The sequence below is a fragment of the Moorena sp. SIO2C4 genome, assembly GCF_010672485.1.
Lineage (GTDB): Bacteria > Cyanobacteriota > Cyanobacteriia > Cyanobacteriales > Coleofasciculaceae > Moorena > Moorena producens.
Genome location: NZ_JAAHGN010000555.1, coordinates 1 through 4,889 on the forward strand (window position 1 = coordinate 1; position 4,889 = coordinate 4,889).

Here is a 4,889-nt window from a genome sequence, read left to right on the forward strand (position 1 = left end):
CAGTTCTACCAAGATGCCAGTTCCACGCAAGATGCCCATTCCACCAACATGTCCATTCCAGAAAACTCTTAAAATCATTCCATTATTAAGCAACGCCCTAAAAAAAAGCGATCGCATTTCCTAATCCGATCGCTTTTTGCGGTTGTTCAGTTCTGTCAATAGTTTGGTGCAGTCAAGGATTAGGATGCCAGGGCGACTTCAACGGTCTGCTGCAATTCACCATTTTGATACATCTCAATCATCACATCAGACCCACCGATAAACTCTCCCTTAATGTACACTTGAGGAATAGTTGGCCAGTTGGAATATTCTTTGATTCCCTGGCGAATCTCGTAATCTTCTAGTACGTCTACGGTTTCGTACTTAATTCCTAGGCTATTCAGAATTTGGACAACGTTATTAGAAAAGCCACACTGGGGCATTAGTTTGCTGCCCTTCATGAATACCAAAATTTTGTGCTCTTGTGTTAATTTTTCTATTCTCTCTTTCAGTTCTGGTGTCATCGTTGTCTTAAACTCCTGGGATATCTAGATAGTTATTTCGATAGTCGATATTATATTAGTCTAGCGGGCGCGAAATCCTAGACTCTTCCAATTATGACTTAGGCCAGTTTACTGCTTGCCAGCCCAAGCTTCGGGGGTATAGGTTTTTAGAGCTAGGGCGTGAATGGCCTCCGTTGCCAACTCTTCGCTTAGGGCTCCATAAACCAGCTGATGTTGTTTCACCAAGGATTTACCTTCAAACTCGGAGGAGACAACAGTGGCTTGGAGATGGTTACCACCCCCTAAATCTTCTACTTTTACCTGAGCATCCGGTATCGATTCTTTAATCTTTTCTTCAACTTGCTGTGTACTAATCGGATCCATTTTTTTTATTCCAGTTTCTATTGGAATTTCTAAAATACACTAAAATTTAACGTAAGCATATGCGCTACGCGCACGCTACTTGAGGTGCGGTCAGCGGTCAGCGGTCAGCTTTCCGTAACTCAGATCAAACCAATGCTTACCTCTTGTTTTATTCAAAAGCACCTCAAGTAGCGTGCCCATAAGCTGTTCGCCCAGCGTGGCCATTCGCGTAGCGTGGCCAACGGCCAAGGCCATTGGCTGATAGCTGATAGCTGATAGCTTACAATTTAACTGCCTTTATTAGAACCAGCGGACGAGGTGGGCTGGCTATTGCCATTTCTAGGAAAGGGAGAATCGACGAATCCTAGCTCAAACAGCTGTTGGTAGGATTTTTTTCCCAATTCCCTGGTTGGATTTTGAGACCGAATAATTTGAATTAACAAGGGGACAGCTAATTCTGGCTGGTCATTGGCTCGATGGACTAGGGCTAGCCGATAGGTAGCTTCATCTCGCTTTTCAGCAGTTTCCAGGGCTTTTTGCCGTTGAGACTCGTAGACTCGGTTGTCAATGCCGGAAAAACTGGAAGCCAGCTGTTGGTAAAAGTTAGACAACTGGTTGAATATCTGACGTGCCTCTTGGAGTTTTTTGGCCGCTACGCTATAGTTCCCTGAATCAATAGCGTTCGTCGCCTCTTGCATCATCCGCTCTCCCCCCGGCATACTCAATAGGCTGTCTTCTTGAGTCAACGGCCCGGTATTGTTGGGGTCAGTGATGTCTGATTCTACTTGGATATCAGCACCTTGCGCCTGTGCTGGTGGCAGTACTACCAAAGCTGCCATCACGGGAAGAGCAACGAAACAGGCGAGCCTGACCGGATTAAGAGTGCCAGAATAAACCATACTATAGCTTTGGGAATTGGTTACCTAAAATAATAGAGTAAATCCAAACTATTGGTATAGTACCATTACCACAAACGATTAAGGGCTTCTTGGAAAGGTAAAGCAGGTACCAGAGTTGTTGGATCTAAGGTTCAGACTGAAAATAGTCCTAAAAGGTTCCCTATTCATCCCCGATGCCTATTAAAACAAACCTATTCCGTGGAAACTACTCCTGGTTTGAAGTCGGTTTTGAATAAACCAGCATCGGGAGTATGGCAATTACAGGTGGTGGATGATGTAGCGATGGATACGGGAAGGTTGAATAGTTGGGAGTTGATTTTGGGAGTTGGTTGAAGGGTTAAGGTTAGTGGGTTTAAGGTTAGGGGGTTGAACGCGAACGCGTGGCCAAAGGCCAAGGTTGAACGCGAACGCGTGGCCTTTTGGCCAAGGTTAGCTAGCTGATCGCTGATCGCTGATCGCTGATCGCTGATCGCTGATCGCTGATCGCTGAATGCTTACAGGTTAACTGGTTACCTTTGAAATTAACGATAAATAGAGATAAGACTTGATAAGTACCTGTTTTTCTGGCTTTAATGCCTGATTTCTATCCCTTCATCCATCTTTGGTGTCTTGATTAATTTTGACAGCATTAAAACGTCTCGTTATACTACTTTTGTAGTACAAGTGAAAGCAAAGTTTTTCCTTTGGCTTTGCGAAGCTAATGAATTTACCCAAGTCATGAATTTATTTAAGTAAGACTCAATTAACCTTGGGTCAGTGGTCCGTGAGCCATTACCCATTACCGATTATCCTTGGGTATTTCACTCAGCTAACCTTCAAGCAGCTAATCTTCAACCAGCCAACCTTCAACCAGCTAACCTTCAACCAGCTAACCTCCAACCAGCCAACCTTCAACCAGCTAACCTTCAACCCGCTAACCTTCAACCCGCTAACCTTCAACCCGCTAACCTTCAACCCGCTAACCTTCAAAATTGAGCCACCCATCTGTGGTCTTAGCTATGCATCTTACAACATCTGAAATCGATACGGAACGAGTAGCACTGACGGCTTACGATTTGTGGAAATCTTATGGCGTTCGCGTAGCGGCTCCAAAGGAGCATCGCACTGTCGTTAGTGGAGTTAGTTTTACCCTAAATCCTGGGGAAGTTTTGGGTTTACTTGGACCGAATGGTGCGGGTAAAACGACTACGGTGGGAATGCTCTACGGCGCAGTTGTGCCTAGTCGTGGCTTTGTACAGTTGGGTCAATATCAGGTACATTCTCAAGGGCGACAGGTTCGTTTTTCCATGGGGATTGTTACTCAAGAGGATAATCTTGACCCGGACTTCACCGTATTTGAGAATTTGGTTGTCTTTGCCCACCACTACCGGATCACCGGTAAGTCAGCTCGGACACGAGCAGGGGAGTTACTGGAGCTCGTGGGGCTACAGGATTATGCTCAGCGGCGGATTGATGAGCTATCTGGTGGCTTGAAGCGGCGTTTGGTATTGGCACGAGCCTTGATTAATCATCCCCAAGTCGTGTTTTTAGATGAGCCTACTACAGGACTTGACCCGGATGCACGGCAGGATTTTTGGAAGCTGGTGATTCACCTGAAACATCAGGGGTGTGGGGTGTTGTTGACTACTCACTATATGGATGAAGCACAACGGTTATGCGATCGCTTAATCTTACTTCAGCAGGGTAAGGTGATTGACGAAGGTACCCCCGATGACCTGATTGAGCGCACTGTTGGTAAAGAGCTAGTGGAGATTGAGGGAATCTCGCCAGATATCCTGCAACAATTAGCGACTCAGTACGGAACTTGGTATCGCACCTTTGGCAGTAACTATCTGATTGCATTACCTATGGACAATCCCCAACCTCTCTGGCAGGACCTAAATACGATTCCATCTGTTAGTCTAACCCGCCGCCGCACCAACTTAGAAGATGTATTTTTACGACTGACCGGAACATCATTGGATTGATTAAGTTAGACAGGTTTACTATCAACATCCGCTTTACTAATTGTAATATCTTATATTGGGATATTTGTAATTAGTTAGGACTTACGAAGTTTAGTTGGGCCTAATTTTAGGGGGGAATGATGTCAAAGTCCCCCAGAATTGGGGGATTTAGGGGGCAATGGGTAAGTTCTGTTAATAATTAATTAGTAATTTTGTAAAATCTTAAAATAAAAATGAAAGGAATTTCTGTAACATTTTGGGGTATCTACTCGGTCTGGCATCGTCATGCCAAAGTGTATCAAAAAACTTGGCTAGTCAATAGTTTACTCCCAATTTCTGAACCTATAATCTATCTGATTGCCTTTGGCTATGGTTTAACTCCCCTAGTGGGAGATGTTTCTTACTATGGTCAACCCACATCTTACTTGAACTTTATAGCTCCTGGAATGATCGGACTTGGGGTACTATTTCAGTCATTCTTTGAGGGAGCATTTGGGAGTTTTTTTCGCTTGAGTTTTCAAAAAACTTGGCATGCACTGCTGACAGCACCGTTGACTTTCATGGAAGTATTTATTGGAGATTGGCTATGGGCAACTACAAAGGGAGCTCTAGCTGGTACCATCACAGGGTTAGTAGCGGTGATCTGGGGACTTTACTCTGGCTGGCAATTGCTGGTATCTTTTCCTGTAATTATTTTGGGGAGTATGCTGTTTAGTGCTATTGGGCTATTTACAGCCGGAACGGTGCGTACTGTTGATCAGATTAATGTGCCAATTTTCTTGTTTATGATACCAATGTTTACTCTCTGTGGTACTTATTTTCCTAGGGATACATTACCCACTGGACTGGGTTATGTTGTTGCTATTTTACCCCTATCATCGATAGTTGATTTGTTACGTTGGCCTTTAGGGTTACCAGAGTTCTGGTTTTTAGAATTAATCTGGTTGTTGGTATGTACTGCTGTGTTTTCTAGGCTAGCTTGGCGTCAGATTTATCCGATTCTATTCCGTTGATTAGTCAAAGGGAGTAGGGAGTAGGAAAAGAGAGGGAAGTGTGGGAAGTGTGGGAGGTGTGGGGAGGTGGGGAGATGGGGAGATGGGGAGATGGGAGCATGTCACTTATGCAGAACATTTGTACGCTTATTTGGGTAATCGGTAATAGGTAATGGGTAATAGGTAATGGGTAATAGGTCTGAGGGG

Annotated in this window: 8 protein-coding genes and 1 pseudogene; 4 read left to right on the top strand and 5 right to left on the bottom strand. The window is 44.5% G+C overall.

The features are described 5' to 3' along the window. Window positions 1–179: 179 nt before the first annotated feature. The 4 genes from grxD to F6K20_RS24245 form a co-directional block, all read right to left on the bottom strand. On the bottom strand, window positions 180–503 hold the full coding sequence (grxD, locus tag F6K20_RS24230; protein WP_008188959.1) for a Grx4 family monothiol glutaredoxin: 324 nt from the start codon (window positions 501–503) through the stop codon (window positions 180–182). 108 nt (window positions 504–611) lie between these two features. Next, window positions 612–866 (bottom strand): BolA family protein, encoded by a 255-nt coding sequence (locus tag F6K20_RS24235; RefSeq protein WP_008188957.1) that lies wholly within the window; start codon window positions 864–866, stop codon window positions 612–614. A gap of 90 nt (window positions 867–956) precedes the next feature. Further along, window positions 957–1,100, bottom strand: a complete 144-nt coding sequence (locus tag F6K20_RS24240; protein ID WP_008188952.1) for a hypothetical protein — start codon at window positions 1,098–1,100, stop codon at window positions 957–959. 32 nt (window positions 1,101–1,132) lie between these two features. Further along, window positions 1,133–1,744, bottom strand: coding sequence for a tetratricopeptide repeat protein (locus F6K20_RS24245; RefSeq protein WP_044495021.1), 612 nt, complete (start codon window positions 1,742–1,744; stop codon window positions 1,133–1,135). 198 nt (window positions 1,745–1,942) lie between these two features. Between F6K20_RS24245 and F6K20_RS24250 the strand changes: the two genes are divergently transcribed. The 4 genes from F6K20_RS24250 to F6K20_RS24265 all read left to right on the top strand — a co-directional run bounded on the left by F6K20_RS24250 (window position 1,943) and on the right by F6K20_RS24265 (window position 4,703). After that, window positions 1,943–2,077, top strand: coding sequence for a proprotein convertase P-domain-containing protein (locus F6K20_RS24250; protein WP_008188949.1), 135 nt, complete (start codon window positions 1,943–1,945; stop codon window positions 2,075–2,077). A gap of 423 nt (window positions 2,078–2,500) precedes the next feature. Continuing rightward, the gene (locus F6K20_RS24255; protein ID WP_287296322.1) at window positions 2,501–2,719 is read left to right on the top strand and encodes a pentapeptide repeat-containing protein; all 219 of its coding nucleotides are present in this window, start codon (window positions 2,501–2,503) and stop codon (window positions 2,717–2,719) included. A gap of 23 nt (window positions 2,720–2,742) precedes the next feature. Continuing rightward, on the top strand, window positions 2,743–3,711 hold the full coding sequence (locus F6K20_RS24260) for an ABC transporter ATP-binding protein (RefSeq protein WP_044495031.1): 969 nt from the start codon (window positions 2,743–2,745) through the stop codon (window positions 3,709–3,711). A gap of 212 nt (window positions 3,712–3,923) precedes the next feature. After that, window positions 3,924–4,703, top strand: coding sequence for an ABC transporter permease (locus tag F6K20_RS24265; RefSeq protein ID WP_008188942.1), 780 nt, complete (start codon window positions 3,924–3,926; stop codon window positions 4,701–4,703). Between the two features lie 4 nt (window positions 4,704–4,707). Here F6K20_RS24265 and F6K20_RS24270 read toward each other — a convergent pair. Beyond that, a pseudogene (locus F6K20_RS24270) lies at window positions 4,708–4,889 on the bottom strand (hypothetical protein); the annotation flags it as partial.

Excerpts from the sequence above, each read along its gene's own strand:
- F6K20_RS24240 (WP_008188952.1), bottom strand. The coding sequence starts at position 1,100 with ATGGCCTTGGCCGTTGGCCACGCTACGCGAATGGCCACGCTGGGCGAA.
- grxD (WP_008188959.1), bottom strand. The coding sequence starts at position 503 with ATGACACCAGAACTGAAAGAGAGAATAGAAAAATTAACACAAGAGCAC.
- F6K20_RS24235 (WP_008188957.1), bottom strand. The coding sequence starts at position 866 with ATGGATCCGATTAGTACACAGCAAGTTGAAGAAAAGATTAAAGAATCG.
- F6K20_RS24260 (WP_044495031.1), top strand. The coding sequence starts at position 2,743 with ATGCATCTTACAACATCTGAAATCGATACGGAACGAGTAGCACTGACG.
- F6K20_RS24265 (WP_008188942.1), top strand. The coding sequence starts at position 3,924 with ATGAAAGGAATTTCTGTAACATTTTGGGGTATCTACTCGGTCTGGCAT.
- F6K20_RS24245 (WP_044495021.1), bottom strand. The coding sequence starts at position 1,744 with ATGGTTTATTCTGGCACTCTTAATCCGGTCAGGCTCGCCTGTTTCGTT.